The sequence below is a fragment of the Streptococcus mitis genome (assembly GCF_009496155.1).
Classification (GTDB): Bacteria; Bacillota; Bacilli; order Lactobacillales; family Streptococcaceae; genus Streptococcus; species Streptococcus mitis_BQ.
Window position 1 is genome coordinate 15383 of sequence record NZ_WIJP01000005.1, and the last position, 21926, is coordinate 37308.

Sequence of the window (21926 nt, forward strand, 5' to 3'; positions counted from 1 at the left end):
TTAGCCCATCCTATGCAGATTTACAGATTTTAGTATTAGATTGGATTCATTACCAAATAATCACGCGCTCTTCTGGTGAACGCCACATACCGTCCCCTTCTTTGACATCATAGGTTGTAAAGAAATCATCGAAGTTTGGTACTTGCACATTGACACGAAGTTTGGCTGGCGCGTGCACATCGACGCTAGCCAAGAGTTTCATAAATTCTGGACGACCTTTCATGCGCCAAATACGACCGAAGTTGTAGAAGAATTCTTCTGCTGAAAAGTCTGGTTCTCTCTTAGCTGCTTCAAGCGCTGCAGCGATTCCTCCCAAGTCAGCCACGTTTTCTGACACAGTCAGTTTACCATTAATGGTTGCTCCATAAGAATCCTGTCCATCAAACTGGTCAATAACTTTTTGTGTTTTCTCCTTGAAGGCAGCATAGTCGCTCTCTGTCCACCAATCCTTGAGGCTACCATTTTCATCAAAGGAAGCTCCGTTGGTATCAAAAGCGTGGGAAATTTCATGGGCAATAACCGCCCCAATACCACCGTAGTTAGCAGATGATGATTGATGCAAGTCATAGAAAGGCGCCTGTAAAATAGCTGCTGGGAAGACAATCAGGTTCTTCTGCGGATTGTAGTAAGCATTGACCATATGAGCAGGCATGCCCCATTCCTTGTAGTCTACAGGCTGGTTCCACTTGCTCCAACTGTGCTTGATTTCCACACGCGCAAAGGCTAGAGCATTGTCAAAAAGGCTAGCATTTTCATCCACTAGCTTGTCCTTGTAGCGTTCTGGCAATTCCTCTGGGTAACCGATGTAAGGCTTAATGACATTGAGTTTGACGATGGCCTTGTCACGAGTTTCTGGAGTCAACCAGTCATTTTTAGCCAAGCGTTCTTTATAGACATCAATCATGGTTGCCACTTTTTTCTCTACGTCTGCCTTGGCCTCTGGAGAGAATTTTTCATGGGCATACCAAAGACCCAAGGCTTGTTTGAAAGGACCTTGTGCTAGCTGGTAGGCTGCCTTGACCTTGTCTTTGGCTTCTGGAACTCCTGAAAGCGCACGGCTATAAGCACCTGACAAGACACGGATTTCTTCTGTTAAATAGCTGGTTGAGAGATTGACCACACTCAAAATCAAGGTTGCCTTGAGGAGAGGCCAGGCCTCTTCACTATAGAATTGATCTGCTGCTTGCCAGAAACGTTCCTCGTCTACGATAACCTTGTCTGGTACTTGTCCAAGAACAGCTTGGAAGAAGTCATCCAGAGGTAGGGCAGGCGCAAATTTCTTGAAATCTTCATATGAATATGGGTGGTAGAGCTTGGCATATTCTGAACTTTCTTCATTAGAGAGCACCACTGCCGCAACTCGACGGTCCAATTCTAGTCTTTTCTCTAGCAAGTCTTCAATTTCTGCATCAGAGAAATCATAAGCCTTGAGGAGAGTTGCGCTGGTTTCTTTCCAAAGAGTCAAGAGTTCTTCGCGCTGAGGATGGTCTTCTGCATAGTAGGTTGTGTCTGGCAGAATCGTGCTTGGAGCACTAGCCCATAAAACGTTGATTCTGGCATCCATAAAGTCTGGTGATACACCAAAAGGAAGGAAATTCGGTTTTCCTGCAAGCTCAAACTCTGCTAGTTTGGCAGTGAAATCCGCAAAAGTCTCCAATTCTTGGAATTCTTTAAGAAGTGGTAAGACAGGTGTGATACCGTCAGCTTCTCTCTTATCAAAATCACGAACTAGGCGGTGGTATTTGACAAAGTTTGCCAAGATAGCATCCTCAGGAACCTCTTCTCCTGCCAACCACTTGTCTGTTGTCGCCAGCATCAGGTCTTCAATTTCCTGGTCTAAATCAACAAAACCTCCCGTTTGAGACTTATCTGCTGGGATTTCAGCTGTCTGTTGCCATTCTCCATTGATTGCATCATAAAAATCATCTTGATAACGTGTCATCTTGTTCTCGCTTTCATTTGTACTTGTTTTTAGCTTAACAAAAATTAACTGGGAATGCAATTAAAAATGAACTTTCCTTTTCTATCATTTCTCAGTTATTATTTTAATTTTTTGAAAAATTAACTTGACTTAATTTTTTTTTTAAGGTATATTAAGAGAAAGGAGGAATACAAGTTTATGATACGTATCGAAAACCTCAGTGTCTCCTACAAAGAAACGTTGGCACTTAAGGATATTTCACTAGTGCTCCAAGGACCAACAATTACCGGTATCATTGGCCCAAACGGCGCTGGGAAATCAACACTAGTAAAAGGGATGCTGGGAATTATCCCACATCAAGGTCAGGCATTTCTCGATGACAAGGAAGTTAAAAAATCCTTACACCGAATCGCCTATGTCGAACAAAAAATCAATATCGACTACAACTTTCCCATCAAGGTCAAGGAATGCGTCTCGCTAGGACTCTTTCCCTCTATCCCTCTCTTTCGCAGTTTAAATGCTAAACATTGGAAAAAAGTAGAGGAAGCCCTTGAAATCGTCGGCTTAGCTGACTACGCTGAACGTCAAATCAGTCAACTGTCTGGAGGTCAATTCCAGCGGGTCTTGATTGCCAGATGTTTGGTGCAGGAAGCCGACTATATCCTCTTGGATGAACCTTTTGTTGGGATTGATTCTGTCAGTGAGGAAATCATCATGAATACGCTGAGAGATCTGAAAAAAGCTGGGAAGACGGTTCTCATCGTCCACCACGACCTCAGCAAGGTTCCCCACTACTTCGATCAAGTCTTGCTTGTCAATCGAGAAGTGATTGCCTTTGGTCCGACCAAAGAAACCTTTACCGAAGCCAATCTCAAAGAAGCTTACGGTAATCGACTCTTTTTCAATGGAGGTGACCTATGATTGCAGAATTTATCGATGGATTGCAAAAATTCCATTTCCTACAAAATGCCTTGATAACAGCTATTGTCGTCGGGGTCGTAGCTGGAGCTGTGGGATGTTTCATCATTCTACGCGGGATGTCACTCATGGGAGATGCCATTTCACATGCTGTTTTGCCAGGTGTAGCCCTCTCCTTTATCTTGGGCCTTGACTTCTTTATCGGAGCCATTGTCTTTGGATTGCTAGCTGCCATCATCATTACCTACATCAAGGGGAACTCGATTATCAAAAGCGATACCGCCATCGGCATTACCTTTTCTTCTTTCTTAGCCCTCGGTATCATCTTGATTAGTGTCGCTAAAAGTTCAACTGACCTTTTCCATATCCTTTTTGGTAATATCCTAGCCGTCCAAGATACGGATATGTTTATTACTATGGGTGTGGGGGCAGCCATTCTCTTGTTGATCTGGATTTTCTTCAAGCAACTCTTGATAACTTCCTTTGATGAACTCTTGGCCAAAGCCATGGGAATGCCTGTCAATTTCTATCACTACCTTCTCATGGTACTCCTGACTCTCGTGTCTGTGACAGCCATGCAAAGTGTCGGAACTATCCTGATTGTAGCCATGCTGATTACCCCAGCTGCAACTGCTTATCTGTATGCTAATAGCCTGAAAAGCATGATTTTCCTTTCCTCAACCTTTGGAGCTACTGCTTCAGTTTTGGGACTCTTTATCGGTTATAGCTTTAACGTTGCGGCAGGTTCTAGTATCGTGCTTACAGCTGCCAGTTTCTTTCTCATTAGCTTCTTTATCGCTCCAAAACAACGATATTTGAAACTGAAAAATAAACATTTGTTAAAATAAGGGGCAAAACCCCAATAAATTGGAGGATCTAATGAAAAAATTAGGTACATTGTTCGTTCTCTTTCTTTCCGTCATTGCTCTTGTAGCATGTGCTAGCGGAAAAAAAGATGCAACTTCTGGTCAAAAACTAAAAGTTGTTGCTACAAACTCAATCATCGCTGATATTACTAAAAATATTGCTGGTGACAAGATTGATCTTCACAGTATCGTTCCTGTTGGTCAAGACCCACACGAATACGAACCACTTCCTGAAGACGTTAAGAAAACATCTCAAGCTGATTTGATTTTCTATAACGGTATCAACCTTGAAACAGGTGGCAATGCTTGGTTTACAAAATTGGTAGAAAATGCCAAGAAAACTGAAAACAAAGACTACTTCGCAGTCAGTGAAGGCGTTGATGTTATCTACCTTGAAGGCCAAAACGAAAAAGGTAAAGAAGACCCACACGCTTGGCTTAACCTTGAGAACGGTATGATTTTTGCTAAGAATATCGCAAAACAATTGAGTGCTAAAGATCCTAGCAACAAGGAATTCTACGAAAAAAATCTCAAAGAATATACTGATAAGTTAGACAAACTTGACAAGGAAGCAAAAGCTAAATTCAACAATATCCCTGCTGAGAAGAAATTGATCGTAACCAGTGAAGGATGCTTCAAATACTTCTCTAAAGCCTACGGTGTCCCAAGTGCCTATATTTGGGAAATCAATACTGAAGAAGAAGGAACACCTGACCAAATCAAGACCTTGGTTGAAAAACTTCGCCAAACAAAAACTCCTTCACTCTTTGTAGAATCAAGTGTGGATGACCGTCCAATGAAGACTGTTTCACAAGACACAAATATCCCAATCTACGCACAAATCTTTACTGACTCTATCGCAGAACAAGGTAAAGAAGGCGACAGCTACTACAACATGATGAAATACAATCTTGACAAGATTGCTGAAGGATTGGCAAAATAATACTCTGAAAAACGTCATTCTCATGTGAGCTGGCGTTTTTTCTATGCCCATATTTCCGGTCAAATCATTGGAAAATTCTGACCGTTTCAGCTACAATGGAAGAAAAAAGATTGGAGTATCCTATGGTAACTTTTCTCGGAAATCCTGTGAGCTTTACAGGTAAACAACTACAAGTCGGCGACAAGGCGCTTGATTTTTCTCTCACTACAACAGACCTTTCTAAAAAATCTCTGGCTGATTTTGATGGTAAGAAAAAAGTCTTGAGTGTCGTGCCTTCTATCGATACAGGTATCTGCTCAACTCAAACGCGTCGTTTTAATGAAGAACTGGCTGGACTGGACAACACGGTCGTATTGACTGTTTCTATGGACCTACCATTTGCCCAAAAACGTTGGTGTGGTGCTGAAGGTATTGAAAATGCCATCATGCTCTCAGACTATTTCGACCAGTCCTTTGGACGTGATTATGCCCTCTTAATCAATGAGTGGCACCTATTGGCACGCGCAGTCTTTGTCCTTGATACTGACAATACTATTCGCTACGTTGAATACGTAGACAATATCAATTCTGAACCAAACTTTGAAGCCGCAATTGCAGCTGCTAAAGCCCTATAGAAAAAATCCTCTGTCACAAAGAGTTCCCTACTCTTTGAAACGGAGGATTTTTGTTTACGAGTAAACTCAAGTTCGATCTGATAAAAACAACTAATACTCTTCGAAAATCAAATTCAAACCTCGTCAACGTCGCCTTGCCGTACTCAAGTACAGCCTGCGGCTAGTTTCCTAGTTTGCTCTTTGATTTTCATTGAGTATAAATTATTCTACAGATTTCAAGGCTTCAAGCATATCAACCTTTCTCAGATGATAATTGACAAAGAAACCAAGCAAGGTCAAAATGATGCTTACTGCTACTACCGGAATCACATATACTTCCCAGCCTACCTGCGGATAAAAGAGAATAGTCGCAGGCGAAATCATTTGAATCAAAAATTGATGTAAATAGAAACCAGCTACTAGGCCAAGGACGATTCCCACAAGCGACAGCACAATCGTCTCACGATAAATGTAGAGGGTGACTTCATTATTATGAAAGCCGAGAACCTTGATAGTAGAGAGTTCACGGATTCTCTCAGCTACGTTGATATTAGTTAGATTGTAGAGGATAACAATAGCCAATAGAACCGATACGATAACTAAGATAGTCATGGTCTGATTGAGTGAGCTAGCGACGGAGTCAAATAGTCGAATAGCTGAAGCATTCTGGACGACGCTTGACACCGCAGCTTGATTCATAAGTAAGCCTGCCTGCCTTTCTATACCAGATGCACTGATATCCCCTAGTGAGACCAGATAAGTGTTGGCTTGGGGCACCTGTCCGTAAATTTGCTCATAGCTAGTCTGACTCATATAAATAAAGTGACCAACGTAATTCTCAGCAATTGCAGCGACCTTTAGCTCCTTACCTTCAATTTCTAGAGTCTGCCCAACCTTGACACCAGCCAGCTGGGCGACTTTAGCTGTAATAACGACGCCATTGTTTAATGTCAGCTCCTGCTGATGATGCTGCAGATGGATAAAGGGTGTCAAATCTTCCTTATCTGTCATCATAAGGGTAATGGTTTGAAGACCAGCCTTGCCTTTGAAATCCTTGTCTAGCGTTTTAGAATAGATTTTCTGGTAGGCTTGGATATCCTGCCCTTTCAACACTTCTTCTAACTCTGCCTTGTCCTGATTGGTCGCACTAGGATTTTCAGATATAATCATCTGATACTGTTGAATTTGTTGAAACTGTCTAGACGGAACTCCTGCTACAGAGGATTGGATTCCCAAACCTGCAAAGAGCAAAGCTATAGAACCTGCTATACCAAAGATCGTCATTAACATCCGATGCTTATAACGGAAGATATTACGAGCTGTTACCTTATGAGTAAAACTGAGACGACGCCAAATAAAACCGATGCGCTCCAGTAAGATTTTAGCTCCTTTAACAGGAGGTTTAGGCAATAAAAGCTGGGCTGCTTCGTCATGAAGTTCCCTACGAGCCACCAGATAGGCTGGTAACACACTCGCCAACCAACTTAAAGCAAGAGCCAGTAAGCTATAGGTCCAATAGAACTGAATCTGGGTTTCTCCCACCACCATACCTTTTGTAATAACACTTGAAATCACACTGGCTAGTAAATAATGGCCAAGTATGCTACCTAGAGCTGTTCCTACAGTCCCAGCTACTAGACCGTAGAAGAGAAATTTAGCGATAATATCCTTACTACGATAGCCCAAGGCTTTAAAAATCCCTGCATGAGTTCGCTCTTCATCCACAAAACGAGTCATGGTTGTAAAAGTTACCATGGCTGCTACGACATAAAGCACCACAGGAAAGATATTGCCCACTGCCCGAATACTGGCTGAAGCATTGCTATACATGAGATATCCTTGACCACCTGGCATGGTTTGCCGATTATAGACTTGATACCTTGGCTCCGTCAAATCATCCAAAACTTTCTGATGTTTTTCTAATTTTTCCTTTTCTTTGGCTAGATTTTGTTCAGCCTGCTTTAGTTTGTCCTCTTCCTTACTCAATTCCTGCTTGGCTTGGATAAGTTGAGCACTGGCCTGCTCTCTCTGAGCTTGAGGCAGCAAGGCTAGTTGACTCTCCTGAGCCTGTAAACGAGCTTGAGCAGTTGCTAAACGACGCTTGCCTTCCTGCAAATTAGCCTGAGCCTTGTCAAGGGTCTCTTGCCCCTTGTCTAGAGACTCTTGTCCTTCTTTTTTCAAGAGTTGCAGACGTGCCTTGCCATTATCTGATAAAGCTTGTTCTAGGTCTTCCTGATGCTGTTTGGATTTTTCTTCATAAGCAGCTGAGAAAGCATTTAATCCTGACAAATCTTGATATTTCAAACGAGCTATATTGTAGACTTTCTGATCAAACTGACTAGGTAAAATCACCCCATAAGCGGTTAAAGTACCACTTCCACTTCCTGCGTAGCCCATATCTCTCTGAGAGAGGATTTCAGCTGAATCCACAAAACCAGTAATGGTATAGGTATGGTCTTTTAAAGAGGAATGACTGCCTTCTTTTTCTTTAAAGCTAATCTCCTGTCCCACACGATATTGGCCTTGCAAATGACTGGCTAAAGCAATTTCCTGTCCTGTCTGAGGGAGTCGTCCCTCTCTTAGCTGAAAGGTTGAAATTCGCGCTGGTTTGGAGTAGAGCCGAATAGCATCCTGCCCATTCTCCATAGTCACATCTGTCAAATAGCCAAACTCAACCTCTGCACCCTCTATCTGTTCTAGTTCTTCTTGATCTGCTTGATCCAAACCATAGTTAGACATAACTGCCAAATCCAAGGTTTGCGCAGTTGTTAAATAAGCATTAGCTGTCGCCTCCATGTTAGGACTGGTTACTTTGAGACCTACTAGGGCTAGAGACCCCAACATCATCAAGGTCAAGATGGATAAAAAACGCCCCTTGGAGCCTGTGAAGGACTGAATTAAGTCCTTCCAATAGGTTTTTCGCTTGATCATGCTAGTACTCCAATGTATCAATATCCTGAGGATGATGGTTCATCACCACATCCTTGACACTGGCATCGTGCATATGAATCACGCGATCAGCAATGGGCGCCAAAGCTCCATTGTGAGTCACGATAATCACCGTCGCTCTCTTTTGACGAGACATATCTTGGAGGATTTTCAAAACCTGCTTGCCCGTCTGATAATCCAAGGCTCCAGTCGGTTCGTCACAAAGGAGAATTTTAGGATTTTTGGCTACCGCGCGTGCAATGGAGACTCGCTGTTGCTCCCCTCCAGAAAGCTGGGCTGGAAAGTTATTGAGACGATGAGCCAGACCTACATCTGTCAATACCTGTTCAGGATTCAAGGCATCTGTCACGATTTCAGAAGCCAGTTCCACATTTTCCTTAGCTGTCAAATTGGACACTAGATTATAAAACTGAAAAACAAAACCTACATCTTCACGACGATAGTTTGTTCGTTGGTGCGAACTATAGTTGGCAATATTGGCACCATCGATCCAAATCTCCCCCTCATCATTGGTATCCATACCTCCTAGGAGATTGAGAACTGTTGACTTACCAGCACCTGACGCACCTAGAATAACAACCAATTCTCCCTTTTCAATCTCAAAATTAACATCACGATTGGCCACAATCTCCGTGTCCCCAACCTGATAACGTTTGTAACAGTGTTTCATCTCAATATAAGCCATCAGACCTATCCTCTCTCAAACAAATTACTTCCTACTACCATTATAACGCTTTTTCAACTAGTTGGAAACTGCTTACATTCTCAAATCCTTCAAAAAAGGCAGTTTCAAATCACTGCCTTCTAATACTCAATGAAAATCAAAGAGCAAACTAGGAAGCTAGCCGCAGGTTGCTCAAAGCACCGCTTTGAGGTTGCAGATAAAGCTGACGTGGTTTGAATTTGATTTTCGAAGAGTATGACATCTTCTTAAAAAGAAAATTGAACCAGATCGCCTTCTGCTGTCGCCACTGAAATACAATCTTTCTCTATGCATTTCACTTTTGCTTTTTCTTGATTCACTTCAATCATACTTTTTTCAATACCTGGATAGGAGACTCGCAAATCTCCCCCACTTCTTGATAAAATGATCAACTGTAAGAGTTTTTTATCCGCCCAGCTCATGCTCACTTCAAAATGTCCACGTGCCACTAAACCTGAAACAGAACCTGTTGACCAAGCATCGGGTAGGGCGGCTAGAGGCACCAGATAAGCTGTATGAGACTGGAGCAACATTTCTGCCATGCCACTGCTAGCACCAAAATTACCATCTATCTGAAAAGGAGGATGGCTACACCAAAGATTTGGCAAGGTGGATGTCTTTAACTGCTCTGCTAATAATTTATGGGCTCGATTGCCATCTCCCAAACGCGCCCAGAGATTGATCTTATTAGCCTTGGACCAACCTGTGCCGCCGTCTCCACGATCATTGAGGCTAGAACGCGCCGCTTCAAGATACTCCTGTCCCTTGTAGCTAAAGAGATTGCCAGGATAGAGTCCCACTAGATGGGAAGCGTGCCGATGCTGGGCCTCCACTTTTTCATTTTGAAAATGTTGCTCTTCCTCCTCATACCACTCTCTGATTCGACCAGATTGATTGATTTGTAGAGGATTAAGCAGGTCAAATTTTTCTTTGACTTCCGTCAACAAGTCCGCATCCAGCTCTAATTCTTGAGCAGCCTGAATAAAATCATGGAATAATTGCCAAATCAGAGATTGGTCATAGGTATTGCCAATCGAAATCGGCCCATGTTCTGGAGAATAAGACGGAGAAGAGACCCAACGATACGCCTGCTGATCCTTATGTAAAAAGGCATTCCAAAAACGAACCGTTTCCCTCAACATGGGATAAATTTTCTCCCTGAGATAGTCTTGATCCCTATAAAATGAATAGACCTCATAAACAGTTTGCATCATCCACGCATTGGAAGCTGGCGACCAACCCCAATAGTAATCCCAACCAGGTGCCGTCCAACCAAAAGGAGTCGCTTGGGTATGGACTAACCAACCATTCTCCTCCCCTTCCCGAGAGATGATTCCTGCATACTTTGCAGCTGCTAGACGACCATAAACACGTAAATCATCTATATTAATTGATGACTGGAAAGGCCGTCTCTAGGAGATTGGTAACATAGGCTGGCCAATAATTCATCTGAAGATTGACATTTAAGTGATAGTCCGAATTCCAAGGAGGATTGTCGACCGCATTCCAGACTCCCTGTAGGTTAGCTGGTAGCGCATCTGGGCAGTCTCTGGACGAACTAATCAATAAATACCGTCCATACTGGAAGAACAGCTCCTCCAAATCCTGCCCCTCTTGTGACTTATAATTTTTTAACAAATCATCCGTAGTGGATATGTCACCATTAGCTCCCAAATCCAATTGAACACGCTGGAATAAGGCTTGATAGTCCTCAATATGCCTTGATTTCAATTGGGTATAACCCTCTTCTTTAGCTGTCTCCACCAAGTCCTTTACCTGTTGCTCTAAATCTATTTTCTTGCGATAATTGCTAGCAGGATTTTGGGCAAAATCCGTCTTAGCCACCAAGAAGAGATTGGCATAACTGGCTCCTGATATCTGAACCTTATCTGACCAGACTCTAATGTCTCCATCCGTTTTCCAAGCTAGACAGCTAGCAAACTGCAGGTCATTGTCCTTAACCCGCCCCTTCATCAAGATATGGGAAGTAGAGATATCCAGCTGGCACTCCTTGTAATCCAGTTTTTCCTGCTCATACTTTCCATCAGAAGCCAAATCACGAGTCAGCGACAGGTCCATAGTAAAATCTAGAGTTTCCGACCCTTCCTTAGTAAAGCGCTGAACCAAGAGATCATCTGGAAAACTGGCAAAGACTTCACGTTCAAATCTCGTCCCCTTATAGACATAAGAAGTTGTCGCAAGCGCCTTACTGATATTAAGCTGTCTCTGGTAATCCGTCACCTGATACAAAGTCTTACCTTGATTGCTAAACTCTATGTGAATATCACCAAAGGACAGATAGGTCCCATATTGACTCGTTTTTGGTCCAACTAGGTGCTGTTCAGCCAGTTCCTTAGCAGTATTGTAGTCTCTATTTTCCAAAGCCTGCCGAATCTCAGCTAAAAAAACATACTGATCCTGAAGATTTCCACCCTGGTAATCGGAACTATCAGGAAGAGGACCACCAGACCAAAGGCTCTTTTCATTGAATTGAATCCGCTCAGCACCAATAAGCCCAAATACTTTTGCCCCTAAAGAACCATTGCCTATCGGTAAAGCCTCTTCTTCCCAACTTTTATATGTTGTTGACGCTGGTTGCTTGTAGGTCAGCACATAATCTTGTTTTTTATTCCTTATCATACTACCATACTAACATAAAAAGTCTAGAAATCAATCCTAGACTTACAATTTTTTATTTTCCAAGGTAGTATTCAGAAACTACGTTCAATTTTTCGTCAAATTCGAATACCAATGGTGGGAAGTTAGGGATTTCCACGTCCATGATTTCGTCATCTGACAAACCTTTGATGTGTTTTACAAGGGCACGGATTGAGTTACCGTGAGCTCCTACGAATACGTTTTTACCATCTTTAAGAGCTGGAGCGATTTTATCTTCCCAGAATGGAAGGGCACGTTCCAAAGTCACTTTCAAGTTTTCAGCATCTGGAATAACTGAATCGTCAAGTGAAGCGTAACGACGGTCAGTGTGAGCTGAGTGCTCATCATCACGATCCATGTTTGGAGGCAATACATCGTATGAACGACGCCAGATGTGAACTTGCTCATCACCAAATTGTTCAGCAGCTTCAGCTTTGTTTTTACCAGTCAAACCACCGTAGTGACGTTCGTTCAAGCGCCATGATTTTTCAACTGGAACCCATAATTGGTCAGAAGCTTCAAGAGCCAAGTTAGTTGTTTTGATCGCGCGTTTCAATACTGAAGTGTAAGCTTGGTCAAATTCGATACCAGCTTCTTTGATCAATTTACCAGCGTCAATCGCTTGTTGTGTACCTTTTTCAGACAAATCAACATCAGCCCAACCAGTGAAAAGGTTAGCTTTGTTCCATTCAGACTCACCGTGGCGAGCAAAAACCAATTTTACCATTAGATGGATTCTCCTTTAAATTTTCCGAGGTTTCCCCTCGTTTATCTATTCTATTTTACACAATTTTTCACAAAAAAGCTAGTCAAAATCGATTAAAAAGAGAAGAGGTAAACGCCCCTTCTCCCAATAAACAACTATTCTTGAACTTGAAATTGTTTCAAGCTTGTTAAAAAAAGGGCACCACCGATGACAATGACGATGCCACCAATCCAGCCTAAAAATGGAATCAAGCCTACTACAGAACCTACGATTAACAAAATAGATGGTGCCATTGAAATACGCTTATCATCCTTATAGTAGATTAGAGAGAGAATTCCAAGAATTAGAGTTGCGATTTTCACTAATGTAAAAACAATGAAAATAATCGCCAAAATTACTCCCGTAAAATCTTCATTCTCAAAAATAGGTACAATCATTAATATAATTACAGGTAAAATTGCCAAGAGCGTGCCTGCGATAGTCCCAATAATTCCAGCAACTTATGCAAGTGTTTTTGTCTTCATAACTGTCTCCTTTTATTTTAATAAGGTATATTATACCATATTTTTATTAAAGTTTTTATTTTTTAAAAAAATACAGGAATTTCACCTGTATTTTTCTTAGACTATTTCTCTTCAAATCCTTCTGCAACTGCGTCTGCAAAGTTTTCTTCTACGATGCTTGCACAGTGGTCACAGATAACTGCCTGGTAGCTGCGTTCTGCTGTTGTTGGGTCGATACGACGGCAACGGTCACATACTTCACCTGCAGCGCGTTCAACTGTAAAGGCTACATCTTCGAAGCTAACGGCAGCTTCTGGAGCTGCTCCTTCTGCAATGGTCAATTCAGACACGATTAAAAGTTGAGCTACATTGCTGTTTACTGCTTCGAGTAGAGTTTTCACAACTTCGTTTGGATAAACTGTCAAGTGTGCTTCAAGCGATTTACCGATAACTTTGGCATTACGAGCCTCTTCCAAAGCTTTTTGAGCTTGTCCACGGAAGTCCATGAAGGCAGCCCATGTATCCAAGATTTCTTCTTGATTAGCAAATGTCTCTGCTTCTGGCAATTCTGACAATTGAACGAAGTCTTCTACTTCAAACTCAAGATATGACCAGATTTCCTCTGCTGTGTGAGGAAGGATTGGTGTCAAGAGTTTGGTGATTTTCACAAGAATATCATAGAAGACAGTCTGCATTTGACGGCGTTCCAATGATTTTGCACCTTCGATATAAACAACATCTTTGGCAAAATCAAGGTAAAAGGCTGACAAATCAACGTTGATAAAGTTCACCAAGGCCTTGTAGATTGTCAAGAATTCAAAGTTAGCATAAGCGTCACGAATGATCTTAACAAGCTGGTTAAAGCGAATCGTCATGTACTTATCAACTGAACGAAGCTCATCGTAAGCTACTGCATCTTGAGCTGGGTTAAAGTCAGATGTATTGGCAATCAAGAAACGAAGGGTGTTACGAATCTTACGGTAAGTTTCAGAGACTTGGCTCAAGATATCCATAGAGATACGCACGTCGTTACTTGAGTCGACACTTGTTACCCAGAGACGCAAGATTTCAGCACCAAATTGTTTTTCAACATCGCTTGGAGCAATAGTATTTCCAAGAGATTTAGACATCTTCTCACCTTTACCGTCAAGGGCAAAACCTTGTGACAAGATTTGTTTGTAAGGTGCTACGCCATGGTTGGCAACAGATGTGATAAGTGATGAGTTGAACCAACCACGGTATTGGTCAGAACCTTCTAGGTAAAGGTCTGCTGGGTAAGTCAACTCAGGACGGTTTACCACAACTCCATTCCATGATGAACCTGAGTCAAACCAAACGTCCATGATGTCTGTTTCTTTCTTGAACTCGCCATTTGGTGAACCTGGGTGAGTAAATCCTTCTGGCAAGAGGTCCTTAGCATCACGTTCCCACCAAATTCTTGAACCGTGTACTTCAAAGAGTTGAGCTACGTGTTCAATCGTTTCAGCTGTCATGATAGCTGTACCATCTTCAGCGTAGAAGATAGGAAGTGGAACACCCCAAGCACGTTGACGAGAGATAACCCAGTCGCCACGGTCACGGATCATATTGTAAAGACGGACTTTACCCCATTCTGAGTGGAATTTCACTTTTTCAATTTCGTCCAAGATGTCTTGGCGGAATTTAGAAACTGAGGCAAACCATTGTGGAACTGCACGCCAGATGATTGGTTTCTTCGTACGCCAGTCAAATGGGTATGAGTGAGAGATTTCTTCTCGGGCTAGAAGGAGGTTACCAAGTTTTTCAATAACAGTTGGAACTACCTTTTCATAGAATTGACCTTCAAACTCAGGACCAGCATTCTTCATCATGATACCACGTTCGTCAACAGTCACTGCAACTTCAAGACCATTAGCAATACCAACATTGTAGTCATCCTCACCAAAACCAGGGGCTGTATGGACAATACCTGTACCAGAGTCAGTTGTAACATGGTCACCAAGGATAACCAATTCATCTACAGCTGTATCCCATGGGTGTTCTGTTACGATATGATTCAATTCTTGACCACGGTAAGTTGCTAAAACTTGAACATCAGACCAGCCAAACTTCTCAGACAAGCTAGTCAACAATTCTGCAGCAACTACAAACTTACGATTTTCACCAGCAGGTTGAACCAAAACGTAATCAATATCCGCTCCAACAGTCAAACCACGAGAAGCTGTGATGGTAAATGGAGTCGTTGTCCAGACAACGATATAAGTATCTGCATCTAGAACACCTTTGCCATCTTTTACCTTATTGGCATAGTAAAGAGATGTAGAAAGCAAGTCATGGTATTCAATCTCTGCTTCAGCAAGGGCAGACTCTGATGACCAAGACCAGTAAACTGGCTTGGCTCCACGGTAGATATAGCCCTTGTTAGCCATTTCACCGAAGACACGGATTTGTGCTGCTTCATAATCAGGAGTCAACGTCACATACGGATTTTCCCAGTCACCAGAAACACCCAAACGTTTAAAGTCTTCACGTTGTTTATCTACTTGTGAAAGAGCGTATTCACGGCAAAGTTTCAAGTACTCAACCAAGTCCATTTCTTTGCGTTTGACACCTTGTTTTGCCAAAACTTGCTCGATTGGTAGACCATGAGTGTCCCAACCAGGGATAAATGGTGCGTAAAAACCTGACATAGATTTTGAGCGGACAATGATATCTTTTGAAATCTTATTCATAGCATGGCCAACGTGGATATTTCCGTTCGCGTATGGAGGGCCATCATGCAAGGTGAAATGAGGTTTTCCTTGGTTCAATTCTTGACGACGTTGGTAAAGTTTTGCATCTTCCCATTCCTTTTGCCAAACTGGTTCTTTGGTAGGAAGTCCTGCACGCATTGGGAAAGCTGTTTTCCCAAGGTTAAGGGTATCTTTGAGTTTCATGGTATCTCCTTTATAAATAATAACAAATTAAAAACCACGACTGCCAAAAAGGACGAAAATCGTGGTACCACCTTTATTTGGAAAAAGATTTAATCTTTCTCCCTCTTATCCCGTAACGTGGGGAACGTCAAATCTTACTCCATTCAGACTTGATTGTTTGAGAGGATAATCTTATCATTAGGGATTACAGGACTCACACCATCTCCTGCTCGCTGGAAATATAAGGATAAGATATTGTTCTCAGATTATTTCTTATAAAATTGTAACAGATTCTTGCGGTGCCACAAAACCTGGTTCTGAATTTACAGCTTCAGTAGCAGGTGTTGGGCCTGAGTAATGGCTTGGGGCTACTTCTGGTTCTTCATACATCGGACCAACTGGATGAGCTAGACTTTCTTCAACAACAGGAGCTGGTGAAACTACTTGTTCCTGCTCGGCTCTTGCTTCGGCTTCCGCAAGTTCCTTATTAGCCGCTTCGATACGTGCTTGCAACTCTGCCATTTCCTCAGGAGAAAACTGACGAGTAATATCAATTGGTTCTTCCTCTGAATGCTGTTGTAAGACAGAGTCACCTAAAACTTCGCTAACAACTTCTTTAAAGGCCTCATCACTTGTTTGAAGATAAGTCGCTGTTGGGCGAAGAATGTCTTCCCAATCTGATGATTCAACAATTGCTAACTGGCTCTCAATGGTAGATTTGAGACGTTGGTGAAAGACACGACTCTTGTTCTTCAATTCTTCTGTTTCAACAGCAACTTTCTTAGCATTATCAGTTGCGTGACGAAGAATTTCATTTGCCTTATACTTAGCTTCTTCCAATAAACGTTGTGCATCTTGCTCTGCTTGATGGATAATATTATTTGAACGTTCAGCTGCAGCTTGTTTTACTCGTTCAGCTGTGTCTTGTGCAATCAATACAGACTGGCTCAATGAATCTTTCATCTCATCAAAGTAAGACAAACGCTCTTCCAAACTCTTAATATGTAAATCCTTATCATGATTAGAGCGAACTAAATCCTCATAATCACGGACTACAATATCTAAAAATTCATCTACTTCTTCTTGATCAAACCCTCTGAAGCGTGTGCTAAAGGTTTTATCTTTGATTTCTAACGATGTAATTGGCATATTTTTCCTCACTTACTTAATAACAATTGGACCGTTAATTTCTTTTTATCTTTTTTGGTTTGCCCATTATCTCTAATGAGTTTCAATCGACCAAATTTCCTTACACTAATCAAGTCTCCAACTTGAACTGTATAATCTGATTTTTCAACTAAATGGTAATTAACTTGAACTGCCTGCTTTTCAATTAACTGATTTGCCTGATTTCTTGACAGTTTGAAGACCCCCGCTAGGAAAACATCTAATCTAGAACTAGCGATACAAATATCCAATTCTTGATAATCTTCTGCTGTAGCAATTTTCTCAGTAAAATCCCGTTCTTCTAGACGAACAGGTAGACGGGCAATTTTCGTAATGCCGTCTTGGAAAAGGAGAGTAAACTGTCGATTAATGATAATCTGTGCTCTCTCTTCATTGACTAAGATATCACCAAACAGCTTCCTATCAATTCCCAGCTGATTTAAAACAGTCCCTAATATTTTTGCATGCGTTAAACGTTCAAACTTATTAGAATAAACTATTTCTTGCAAGGATAGTTCAAAATCAGAGAATTCGGGTTCGAAATAATCAGGATACAGGAGTATCCGTACGTATTCAGTTTCAAGAAACTGCCGACTACTCATGTAGGAGATGCCCTTCGTTGATGCTAGAACCTTTAGAATCTTTTCTTGATGAGGATTTACAAAAGGTGTTAAAAACGGAGAATAAGAATCTTCTACCTTTTTTATCCATTCGGCTCCTTTATCAATAAAAGACGAATCATTCTTAGAAAAGTGTTGATAAATCATCTTGTTCATAGAAAAATCACTAAAAGTCGAATCAATTGGTTCCCTAAAAAATGCACTAATAATACCGCAATCCAGACAGACAAGTCAAGCCCTGCAATCTGAAGGGGTAAGCGTTGTAAAGGAGCTATTATCGGTTTCACTAAGCTAATAATCAAGCGACCTAGGCGCGATTCATAAGCATTTGGGAACCAAGACATCAGAGCAAAAACGACTAAAATCAGTGAATAGATATCTACTGCATTTTGAATAAAACGAATGAGAAAGAGCATTATTTCACTCTCGTACGCTTCATGTCAAAACCAAATTCACCATTTTGTGATTCATCTGGTAAACGAATATCTTCAACATTTACAATAACATTCACTGGTGTCAACAGATACATGGTAGAAGCTACCTTTTTCAAATTTCCAGCTAGAACATGACAAGCTCCATCCAGATAATCTAAACAACGACGTGCTTGAATCTCTGTCATATATTGAAAATCAATCAAAATACTTTCGTTACCAGCTAATAAATCAACAATATCTGTAGCATCTTCGTATTTGCGTGGGTAACGAACATCAATTGTCACCTTATCTGTAGAACGTTGACTTTGCATAGCCAACTCTTGTTGACGGGCATGAAGACGAGTAATGTTTTTTTCTTTAGATGGCGTAGTTGCAATTTGTTGAGGTAACTCTTTTACGGAAGGAACTGGAGCCACAATCGGTTCCTCAGCTTTAGGCTGATAAGTAATACCAGCATCTTCTCCATCTTCTGTAAAATAATCTATAAATCTATCAAATCTATCTTTTAAAGACATATTTCTTTCCTACTTAAAAAATGCTGTACCAATTCTGACAAATGTTGAGCCAAATTCAATCGCTTCCTTGTAGTCACGACTCATACCCATACTCAAGTCCGTCATTGGCATATTGGAAATTTGTTTTTCTCTAATTTCTAGTTGCAAATCCTGTGTAGCTTTAAAAATTTCTTTCAACTCATCACTACTAGCTTCAAAAGGAGCCATAGTCATCAAGCCTACATATTCAATTTTATCTAAGGTTGCTAATTCTGGCAAGAGCTCCAGTAGTTCTTCCTTTGAAAAACCATGTTTGCTCTCTTCCCTTGAGATATTCACTTGTAAGAAACACTTAACAACTCGGTCACTTCTCTTTTGAATTTCTTCTGCTAGCTTTAATGAATCCAAAGCGTGGAAATAATCAACATACTGAATGACATCTTTGACCTTGCGTCTTTGCAAGGTTCCAATCAAATGCCAGGTAATATTTCTATCTTTTAAAGCTTCATATTTCTCAAGAAATTTATCCACACGATTTTCACCAATATGATGCACACCTAGCGGAAGCAAAGCCTCCGCTGTCGGCACGTCTACATATTTTGTAACAGCAAGAACTGAAACAGAATTATCTTCTCTTCCTGCCTGCTGACTTGCATCTTTTATTTGTTGAAAAACACGTTCTGTATTTTCTTTCAAATTCATTTACTTAACGATTTTTGAAAAATGGAGGAGTTTCTAATTCATCCTCTTCTAAAGATGGTGCTTCGAAACGTTCGACTGGTGATACAACTGAATCAGTTGGACGAACAATCGTCTCACGTCGCAAATCCCAATCACCAAAAGCAGATCCTTGAGTTTGTTCCAATCGACGTTGATTTTGTTTTGGCAATTCAGCTGTTTCTGCCATATCAAAATGACGATCAAAGCCATGTGAATGAGCTGGTTTCACTGTCTCACGGTAGTTAGTAGTAGGTCTAGCTTGTGGAGCTACTACCTTTTCAACACGATCTTGACGAACACCTGTTGCAACAACTGTTACGCGAATTTCATCACGCATGCTTTCATCAATAGATGTTCCGAGCCAGATGTTCACTCCTTGACCAGCTGCTTGGTTAACGATTTCCGATGCTTCTTCTGCTTCAATCAAAGTCAAGTCAAGTCCGCCAGTAACGTTGACGATAACATCCTCAGCACCATCAATCGTTGTTTCAAGAAGTGGTGAGTAGATTGCTTTACGAGCTGCTTCTACTACACGTTCTTCTCCACTACCAATACCGATACCCATTAGGGCGTTCCCTTTATTTGCCATAACTGTTTTCACATCGGCAAAGTCAAGGTTAATCAATCCTGGGTTGGTAATCAAATCGGTAATTCCTTGAACACCTTGACGAAGAACGTTATCCGCTTCGCTAAGAGCCTCCAAGAGCGGTGTTTTCTTATCAACAATTTCAAGCAAGTTGTTGTTTGAGATAATCAATAGAGTATCTACATGCTCACGTAGTTGATTGATTCCTTCTACAGCAAATTGTCCACGTTTGCTTCCTTCAAAACCAAACGGACGTGTTACAACACCAACTGTAAGAGCACCTAAATCTTTGGCGATACGAGCAATAACAGGAGCAGCTCCAGTTCCAGAGCCTCCTCCCATACCAGCAGTGATGAAGACCATATCCGCACCACTGATAGCTTCCGTCAGTGTTTCTTCGCTTTCTTCAGCAGCTTTACGACCAACCTCAGGTTGACCTCCTGCACCCAAACCACGAGTCAATTTAGGTCCCAACTGAATAACAGTCTCAGCTTTTGTACTACTCAATGCTTGTACATCTGTGTTTGCTGCGATAAATTCTACGCCTGTAACACCTTCGTCGACCATACGGTTGATGGCATTGCCACCACCTCCACCGACACCAATTACTTTAATCACTGCACCTTGAGCAGCAGCTGTATCAAATGAAAATGTCATAATTTATTTTTCCTCTTTATTCGTCAAACATGCTTCCGATCAAGCCACGGAAACGATCTGCTAATTTCGGTTTATTTTGTGAAGCTTGTTGGAAATCCGCCATTGGTTCTGTAGGAGCCACCGGCTCTACTTCTGGAGTAGGAGCTGGTTGAACAGGCGTTGATTGTACAAACTGAGCTGTTTTCTGAATCATTCCCCCAAAACTAATTGGTTGATGAGTCAGAGCAACTTCACCCTTGACTGCTCGTTGAGCCAAAAGATTGACTTCTGTCAATTGTCCAGCGAATTCCGATAGACTAATCACATGCGCAAAGGCTGGATTGCGAATACCAACTTGGTTTGGAACATAGAGTTTGACACGAACGCCAAAGACTTCTTGAGCCAATTCTACCATACCCGGTAAAATAGCATTTCCACCGATCAAAACAATTCCACCAGGAAGATCCAATAAATGTCTTCTCTCCAAGTCTTGTTTGATTTGTTCAAAGATATGCTTGATTCGTGCAGAAATAATCTCTGACAAGTAATTTTCTGTTACTTCAACAGGTTCTACTTCCCCGATCACTTCAACTTGGAATGTTTCTTTACTTGCGAGAGGAGGATAAGCCTCTCCATAGTTTAATTTCAAACCTTCGGCTAGTTTCTGTGATGTCTTCAAGACTTTAGAGATATCCTTAGTTACATAATCTCCGCCTTCTTGGAGAATATTGGTGAACTGGAGTTCTTGGTTACGAATTGTAGCGACAGTCGTTTGACCTGCCCCCATATCAATCACTGTAGTACCAAATTCACGTTCACCTTCGTTCAAAACTGATTGAACCATTGCTAGTGGTGAAATGATAACATTTTCAACCTGAACACCTGCACGTTCAACTGTCTTACGCAAATTGTGCAAGATAGTACGAGGGCCTGTATAAAGCAAGCCACGCATTTCAAGGCGAACCCCCATCATGCCACGTGGGTCACGAATTCCTTGGAAACCATCCACAATAAATTCTTCAGGAATAAAGGTAATGACTTCACGGTCAGGTGTCATACTCTTTGTCAAAGCTGATTTGACAACATTTTCAACATCTTGATCCGTAATTTCCTTGGTATCAGATGTTACTGGAATCATCCCTTGAGTTGGTTCTACCTGCAGAAGATTTCCAGGCAAGCCGACATTCACTGATTTAATCGAAATGCCTGCCTTTTCTTCTGCTTGGGAAATAGCTGATTTGATAGCAGTTGCTGCTGCATCAATATCAACAATGATTCCATCCTTTACACCTTTACTTTTGGCATTACTCACGCCAATTACATTTAATTCACCATTTCTCTGCTCGGCTACAAGCACCTTAACAGAGCTTGTTCCAATATCTAGACCTGTAAAAAAGCCTTCTCTAGCCATTACATCGCATCCTCTCTATCTTCCAAGTTTCTCACTTCGTAATATTCCATAGCTAAACATGGGCATAGCTATTCACAGAATATTATAACACAAAAAATCTGATTGTGCTTAGTTTTTCCTAAATTTACTAGCCAATTTTTAGTTTTTCTGTTCAAAAATTCATTCACTGTAAACTTTATCAACAATCTATCTAGTGTACAAAAA

17 protein-coding genes and 1 pseudogene are annotated in these 21926 nt (G+C 41.4%); 4 read left to right on the forward strand and 14 right to left on the reverse strand.

Annotated elements, in window-relative coordinates; all coding sequences use genetic code 11:
- Window positions 1–49: 49 nt before the first annotated feature.
- On the reverse strand, window positions 50–1942 hold the full coding sequence (pepO, locus tag GEZ84_RS03925; RefSeq protein WP_153223563.1) for an endopeptidase PepO: 1893 nt from the start codon (window positions 1940–1942) through the stop codon (window positions 50–52).
- A 177-nt stretch (window positions 1943–2119) separates the two neighbouring features.
- On the opposite strand from pepO, the gene GEZ84_RS03930 reads away from it, so the two are divergent.
- From GEZ84_RS03930 to tpx, 4 genes are all read left to right on the forward strand, one after another.
- Window positions 2120–2842, forward strand: coding sequence for a metal ABC transporter ATP-binding protein (locus GEZ84_RS03930; RefSeq protein WP_153223564.1), 723 nt, complete (start codon window positions 2120–2122; stop codon window positions 2840–2842).
- Window positions 2839–3687: a metal ABC transporter permease gene (locus GEZ84_RS03935; RefSeq protein ID WP_000559786.1), complete on the forward strand. Its 849-nt coding sequence runs from the start codon at window positions 2839–2841 to the stop codon at window positions 3685–3687. The genes GEZ84_RS03930 and GEZ84_RS03935 overlap by 4 nt, the downstream gene beginning before the upstream one ends.
- Before the next feature lie 31 nt (window positions 3688–3718).
- Window positions 3719–4648 (forward strand): metal ABC transporter substrate-binding lipoprotein/adhesin PsaA, encoded by a 930-nt coding sequence (gene psaA / locus GEZ84_RS03940; RefSeq protein WP_153223565.1) that lies wholly within the window; start codon window positions 3719–3721, stop codon window positions 4646–4648.
- A gap of 122 nt (window positions 4649–4770) precedes the next feature.
- Complete coding sequence (tpx, locus tag GEZ84_RS03945; RefSeq protein WP_057487168.1) at window positions 4771–5262, forward strand: thiol peroxidase; 492 nt, start codon at window positions 4771–4773, stop codon at window positions 5260–5262.
- A 201-nt stretch (window positions 5263–5463) separates the two neighbouring features.
- On the opposite strand, the gene GEZ84_RS03950 is transcribed toward tpx, so the two are convergent.
- The 13 genes and pseudogenes from GEZ84_RS03950 to ftsA form a co-directional block, all read right to left on the reverse strand.
- Window positions 5464–8172, reverse strand: a complete 2709-nt coding sequence (locus tag GEZ84_RS03950; RefSeq protein ID WP_153223566.1) for an ABC transporter permease — start codon at window positions 8170–8172, stop codon at window positions 5464–5466.
- Between the two features lies 1 nt (window position 8173).
- Window positions 8174–8875 (reverse strand): ABC transporter ATP-binding protein, encoded by a 702-nt coding sequence (locus tag GEZ84_RS03955; RefSeq protein WP_153223567.1) that lies wholly within the window; start codon window positions 8873–8875, stop codon window positions 8174–8176.
- A 245-nt stretch (window positions 8876–9120) separates the two neighbouring features.
- A pseudogene (locus GEZ84_RS03960) lies at window positions 9121–11533 on the reverse strand (glycosyl hydrolase family 95 catalytic domain-containing protein).
- Between the two features lie 52 nt (window positions 11534–11585).
- Window positions 11586–12278 carry a phosphoglycerate mutase gene (locus GEZ84_RS03965; RefSeq protein ID WP_000240129.1) on the reverse strand — a complete coding sequence of 231 codons (693 nt, stop codon included), beginning with the start codon at window positions 12276–12278 and terminating at the stop codon, window positions 11586–11588.
- Between the two features lie 134 nt (window positions 12279–12412).
- On the reverse strand, window positions 12413–12748 hold the full coding sequence (locus tag GEZ84_RS03970; protein WP_319946417.1) for a hypothetical protein: 336 nt from the start codon (window positions 12746–12748) through the stop codon (window positions 12413–12415).
- Between the two features lie 134 nt (window positions 12749–12882).
- Window positions 12883–15675 carry an isoleucine--tRNA ligase gene (gene ileS, locus GEZ84_RS03975; protein ID WP_153223568.1) on the reverse strand — a complete coding sequence of 931 codons (2793 nt, stop codon included), beginning with the start codon at window positions 15673–15675 and terminating at the stop codon, window positions 12883–12885.
- A 252-nt stretch (window positions 15676–15927) separates the two neighbouring features.
- Entirely contained in the window at window positions 15928–16803 is an 876-nt protein-coding gene (locus GEZ84_RS03985; protein WP_001123208.1) for a DivIVA domain-containing protein, read from the reverse strand.
- An 8-nt stretch (window positions 16804–16811) separates the two neighbouring features.
- A complete protein-coding gene (locus GEZ84_RS03990; protein ID WP_153223569.1) occupies window positions 16812–17597 on the reverse strand; it encodes an RNA-binding protein in 786 nt (261 codons plus the stop codon).
- The gene (locus GEZ84_RS03995; protein WP_000898130.1) at window positions 17594–17857 is read right to left on the reverse strand and encodes a YggT family protein; all 264 of its coding nucleotides are present in this window, start codon (window positions 17855–17857) and stop codon (window positions 17594–17596) included. Before GEZ84_RS03995 ends, GEZ84_RS03990 begins: the two co-directional genes overlap by 4 nt.
- Window positions 17857–18390 carry a cell division protein SepF gene (locus tag GEZ84_RS04000; RefSeq protein WP_153223570.1) on the reverse strand — a complete coding sequence of 178 codons (534 nt, stop codon included), beginning with the start codon at window positions 18388–18390 and terminating at the stop codon, window positions 17857–17859. The genes GEZ84_RS03995 and GEZ84_RS04000 overlap by 1 nt, the downstream gene beginning before the upstream one ends.
- Before the next feature lie 9 nt (window positions 18391–18399).
- On the reverse strand, window positions 18400–19071 hold the full coding sequence (locus tag GEZ84_RS04005) for a YggS family pyridoxal phosphate-dependent enzyme (RefSeq protein ID WP_153223571.1): 672 nt from the start codon (window positions 19069–19071) through the stop codon (window positions 18400–18402).
- Window positions 19072–19075: 4 nt separating this feature from the next.
- Window positions 19076–20332: a cell division protein FtsZ gene (gene ftsZ / locus GEZ84_RS04010; RefSeq protein ID WP_153223572.1), complete on the reverse strand. Its 1257-nt coding sequence runs from the start codon at window positions 20330–20332 to the stop codon at window positions 19076–19078.
- A gap of 16 nt (window positions 20333–20348) precedes the next feature.
- The gene (ftsA, locus tag GEZ84_RS04015; protein WP_153223573.1) at window positions 20349–21722 is read right to left on the reverse strand and encodes a cell division protein FtsA; all 1374 of its coding nucleotides are present in this window, start codon (window positions 21720–21722) and stop codon (window positions 20349–20351) included.
- Between the last annotated feature and the right edge of the window lie 204 nt (window positions 21723–21926).

Coding starts and splice junctions, on each gene's coding strand:
- pepO (WP_153223563.1), bottom strand. CDS start 1,942: ATGACACGTTATCAAGATGATTTTTATGATGCAATCAATGGAGAATGG.
- GEZ84_RS03930 (WP_153223564.1), top strand. CDS start 2,120: ATGATACGTATCGAAAACCTCAGTGTCTCCTACAAAGAAACGTTGGCA.
- GEZ84_RS03935 (WP_000559786.1), top strand. CDS start 2,839: ATGATTGCAGAATTTATCGATGGATTGCAAAAATTCCATTTCCTACAA.
- psaA (WP_153223565.1), top strand. CDS start 3,719: ATGAAAAAATTAGGTACATTGTTCGTTCTCTTTCTTTCCGTCATTGCT.
- tpx (WP_057487168.1), top strand. CDS start 4,771: ATGGTAACTTTTCTCGGAAATCCTGTGAGCTTTACAGGTAAACAACTA.
- GEZ84_RS03950 (WP_153223566.1), bottom strand. CDS start 8,172: ATGATCAAGCGAAAAACCTATTGGAAGGACTTAATTCAGTCCTTCACA.
- GEZ84_RS03955 (WP_153223567.1), bottom strand. CDS start 8,875: ATGGCTTATATTGAGATGAAACACTGTTACAAACGTTATCAGGTTGGG.
- GEZ84_RS03965 (WP_000240129.1), bottom strand. CDS start 12,278: ATGGTAAAATTGGTTTTTGCTCGCCACGGTGAGTCTGAATGGAACAAA.
- ileS (WP_153223568.1), bottom strand. CDS start 15,675: ATGAAACTCAAAGATACCCTTAACCTTGGGAAAACAGCTTTCCCAATG.
- GEZ84_RS03985 (WP_001123208.1), bottom strand. CDS start 16,803: ATGCCAATTACATCGTTAGAAATCAAAGATAAAACCTTTAGCACACGC.
- GEZ84_RS03990 (WP_153223569.1), bottom strand. CDS start 17,597: ATGAACAAGATGATTTATCAACACTTTTCTAAGAATGATTCGTCTTTT.
- GEZ84_RS03995 (WP_000898130.1), bottom strand. CDS start 17,857: ATGCTCTTTCTCATTCGTTTTATTCAAAATGCAGTAGATATCTATTCA.
- GEZ84_RS04000 (WP_153223570.1), bottom strand. CDS start 18,390: ATGTCTTTAAAAGATAGATTTGATAGATTTATAGATTATTTTACAGAA.
- GEZ84_RS04005 (WP_153223571.1), bottom strand. CDS start 19,071: ATGAATTTGAAAGAAAATACAGAACGTGTTTTTCAACAAATAAAAGAT.
- ftsZ (WP_153223572.1), bottom strand. CDS start 20,332: ATGACATTTTCATTTGATACAGCTGCTGCTCAAGGTGCAGTGATTAAA.
- ftsA (WP_153223573.1), bottom strand. CDS start 21,722: ATGGCTAGAGAAGGCTTTTTTACAGGTCTAGATATTGGAACAAGCTCT.